General features: G+C 46.5%; 5 protein-coding genes and 2 pseudogenes. 3 read left to right on the forward strand and 4 right to left on the reverse strand.

Annotated features, from left to right (window positions below):
• Positions 1 to 197 precede the first annotated feature (197 nt).
• Genes BOO20_RS10685 through BOO20_RS10695 form a run of 3 tightly spaced genes read left to right on the forward strand, consistent with a single transcriptional unit; the run spans position 198 to position 1,023 of the window.
• Positions 198 to 458 (forward strand): type II toxin-antitoxin system Phd/YefM family antitoxin, encoded by a 261-nt coding sequence (locus BOO20_RS10685; RefSeq protein ID WP_076792626.1) that lies wholly within the window; start codon positions 198 to 200, stop codon positions 456 to 458.
• Entirely contained in the window at positions 458 to 736 is a 279-nt protein-coding gene (locus BOO20_RS10690) for a Txe/YoeB family addiction module toxin (RefSeq protein ID WP_076792627.1), read from the forward strand. The genes BOO20_RS10685 and BOO20_RS10690 overlap by 1 nt, the downstream gene beginning before the upstream one ends.
• 11 nt (positions 737 to 747) lie before the next feature.
• The gene (locus BOO20_RS10695; protein ID WP_198935449.1) at positions 748 to 1,023 is read left to right on the forward strand and encodes a hypothetical protein; all 276 of its coding nucleotides are present in this window, start codon (positions 748 to 750) and stop codon (positions 1,021 to 1,023) included.
• Between the two features lie 129 nt (positions 1,024 to 1,152).
• Here BOO20_RS10695 and BOO20_RS13400 read toward each other — a convergent pair.
• From BOO20_RS13400 to BOO20_RS10710, 4 genes and pseudogenes are all read right to left on the reverse strand, one after another.
• Positions 1,153 to 1,329 (reverse strand): annotated as a pseudogene (locus tag BOO20_RS13400) (helix-turn-helix domain-containing protein); the annotation flags it as partial.
• Positions 1,330 to 1,336: 7 nt separating this feature from the next.
• Positions 1,337 to 1,868, reverse strand: a pseudogene (locus tag BOO20_RS10700) (GNAT family N-acetyltransferase).
• Complete coding sequence (locus BOO20_RS10705) at positions 1,865 to 2,143, reverse strand: DUF1778 domain-containing protein (RefSeq protein ID WP_076792629.1); 279 nt, start codon at positions 2,141 to 2,143, stop codon at positions 1,865 to 1,867. The pseudogene BOO20_RS10700 and the gene BOO20_RS10705 overlap by 4 nt, the downstream one beginning before the upstream one ends.
• Positions 2,144 to 2,551: 408 nt before the next feature.
• On the reverse strand, positions 2,552 to 2,794 hold a 243-nt coding region (locus BOO20_RS10710; protein ID WP_144277163.1), incomplete at its 5' end, for a DUF4325 domain-containing protein.

The following is a 2,794-nucleotide window of genomic DNA, read 5'->3' on the forward strand; positions in this document are numbered from 1 at the left end:
ATTTTCTGCTTGAGGGAGAGTACCATCCTACGGGACGACATTCATTCTTTTCAGTTACGCGAGTGAAACCTGCCGGGTCGTGATCCGGCGCTTTGAAGATCAACGCAGGTTGCAGTATCGGTTTAGGGGAGTTATCCGGAATTGGGCTATATTGCTAATAATTTGTACACTATAGTGATACCTGAAGAGAAACAATTATGATTGCAATAAGTACTACAGAGTTGAGGCGTAACCTCCGGAAATACCTTGATATCGCAAACAAGGAACGGGTAATTATCCAGTGCGGAAAGAGCGAAACCTATGAAATTATCCCTGCCAGTAAAATGAGCGATACCGACCGTTATTTTTCGGATCCCAAGGTTGTTAAGCATTTACAGCGCTCTCTTCAGCAGGTAGAAGAGGGTAAAACAACGGTGCTCAAAAAATCAGATATCAAAAACCTGCTTGGTCTTGAGTGATGGCCTATACGCTTGTCTACACTGACGTTGCCCGAGAAGATATAGAGAAACTCAAGAAGTCAGGCGACATGGTTGCGCTCCGCAAACTTGCCGGAATTCTTGAAGAACTTATTGATCACCCTTTTTCAGGAACAGGTAAACCCGAACAGCTCAGGTACGATTTTTCCGGTTGCTGGTCGCGAAGGATTTCCCGGAAACACCGCCTTGTCTATCACGTAGATGATAAAACTGTAACAGTCCACCTTCTTTCTGTTTACGGCCATTATGACGACCGATAACATAATAACCCATGTACCTATTTTTTGATACGGAATCAACGGGTCTGCCGCGAAACTGGAAGGCTCCGGTGACGGACCTGAACAACTGGCCAAGGCTGGTGCAGCTGGCTTATCTCTCTTTTGACGGCGGTGGCAATCAAACCGGTTCCGGCAACTATATCGTCAGACCCGACGGGTTTTCCATTCCGCCGGAAGCGGCGGCAATTCACGGGATATCGACTGCGCAGGCACTGGCTGAGGGGCTGGAGCTGAAGCGGGTGATGGAGAAGCGGGACTATGGGACGTAAGTGACAGGGGTGAGTAAAATTTCACTTTCTATTTTCAAATCTTCACGGGACGACAGGTATCACGTTCAAGTAATGCTCTTCGCATATCTTTTCTGTTGATGATGTCACAGCCAATCAGAAATGAGCAAGTCAGGTGATAGCCGAGAGTCCCTTCCTTTTTACAGGAGAAAGGAGTTTCAGTGTCAGCCCTGCTGGTTTTTTAAGACCCCGTTCCCACTGGCTGACGGAGTCTTTGTTCACGTTCATCTAAAGGGCGGATACTGTCTTGCTCACCTCCTCACGCTCCCGCAATGCTTTGATTTTTGTGACTTTACTAAAGTTTTCCGGCTGTATGGAGTGCCGCATAGATCGTTTTGAGTGGAAGCAGGAGAGTAAGTAAGTGGTGCATCAAGGAGCGGCAGGGCTCCGAAGCTGGCGTACCAGGACGCAATTCGATCATTTTTAGCATCAATGAGGATCCCGACACCACCGACCTCTAAAGCCGCAAGAATGCAGCGACGGCCAGCAGAAAGCAATAACTGTCCGCCTAATCCCTTTCCCTGAACGGATCGATAAACCGCTAAACGACCAAGTCTGAACACAGGAATTTCATGACGAGCCAATCCTCTTTTGACAACCTCGGGAGTATTTTTATAAGCAACAGACGCCGGGCTCAGGCTGTAAAAACCAAGAATTTTCTTATCGGCTGAGTCATCCACCGCAAGAAACGTTTTTGCTCCACCTTTATCGTGACTGTTTCTGGCATGGCGCAACAGGAACTCATTGAGAGCATCGTTACCGCAATCAAAAGCTGCTCGATCATGGTGTTTGGTGATCGGTTCTTCATGCCAGGCAGGCAGTGTCATGATCGTTTTGGCAGGGCGAATGCTGCCGCCATGAGCTTTACATTTGGCGCAGGAGGTTCTTCCAGCAGATTCAAAATGAGCATACTGTCCCGTTCTGTAAGCTCGATTCGTTCGTTCTGATCAATTACTTTTTGTGCTGCTGAAACAACGGCCCGAGTGACGAACTCGGTCAAATGCGTACCCTGTAGTGCCGCAGCACGTATCAGAAGAGATTTCTCTGCTGAAGCTATGCGCAATGATAGTCGCTCATTACTGTTTACCGGAATTTGTGGCATATCAGCTTTATATTGTGTGTCTTGAAAGTGTACATAAAGATACTGCTTTGTTTGATACATACAACTTCCAGGCGTAAAGAAATCCTTCAGGGCTGCTTGATTAATCCAAAAGAATTTAATCCCGAAATTAGGGGATGGCATTCATAACGCTCACTTTTATCAGCGTTCTGTTGCAGTGACGGAATAAGGGACGTAAGTGACAGTGGTGATAAAAATAAATCAGCCCTTGTTTTCCAAAATCTCTGGCTTGTCAGTAACGCAATATCTGGCTCATGCCAGCCCTCGGCATCCCCAGTATTCCGGCAACATTCCGGCAACAAAAATAGATGGAAGGTATGAAAGCGCCGATTGGAATCGGCAAAGAGCAAGGTATGATAGTTACTGACACGGGGATTAATGGTATTCATATCATTCGTTATGGCTTATCTCAATGGCCTTTAGATCATGGCAGTGTGATATGTCAAAGACTTTGAAAATCTTATCGGCAAATGCCTGCCCGGTCTCTTCCACATGTTCAAAGTCAAGGATTACGGGTTTGAATTTTTCGAACCGAGAAACAAGCCTCTTAGCTTGCGATCCGGAAACAATCTGAAGTAGGGGGGACGTAAGTGACAGAGGTAAATAATATATTTTCTGCTTGAGGGAGAGTAC

Origin of the sequence: Chlorobium sp. KB01 (genome assembly GCF_001975465.1) — a bacterium.
In the GTDB taxonomy this organism is placed as follows: Bacteria; Bacteroidota; Chlorobiia; order Chlorobiales; family Chlorobiaceae; genus Chlorobium.